This is a genomic window from Paraburkholderia sp. BR10954 (assembly GCF_040965775.1).
GTDB lineage: Bacteria > Pseudomonadota > Gammaproteobacteria > Burkholderiales > Burkholderiaceae > Paraburkholderia > Paraburkholderia youngii.
Genome location: NZ_JBFRCK010000302.1, coordinates 1 through 257, shown reverse-complemented (window position 1 = coordinate 257; position 257 = coordinate 1). Strand labels below are relative to the sequence as shown.

Genomic DNA, 257 nt, shown 5'->3' with positions numbered 1-257 from the left:
GCGAAACACGATACGGCTGAGCCCGGGGCAACTGAAGGTCATGTCGGCCATCGAACGGTGCCGCACGGCGGCACTGGGCGGACATGTGCTGCGCTGTTCAGGCTGCGCAAGGACAGAGGTGTCCTTCAATTCGTGCCTTATGGGGAGTCTTTCCGTATGTGGAGTAGACACGTCGATCGAGCGCGAGCCGGGGAGCCCGCGCCCCTGCTACTCTCCATTAAAGCCTCGCCTTGAGCATGGCGATGACCTTGTCGGAT

1 protein-coding gene is annotated in these 257 nt (G+C 61.5%); it reads left to right on the top strand.

The window, feature by feature from the left end; translation table 11 throughout:
- Window positions 1-10: 10 nt before the first annotated feature.
- The coding region (locus AB4Y34_RS42330) for a transposase zinc-binding domain-containing protein (protein ID WP_368719364.1) at window positions 11-257 on the top strand (247 nt) is incomplete at its 3' end.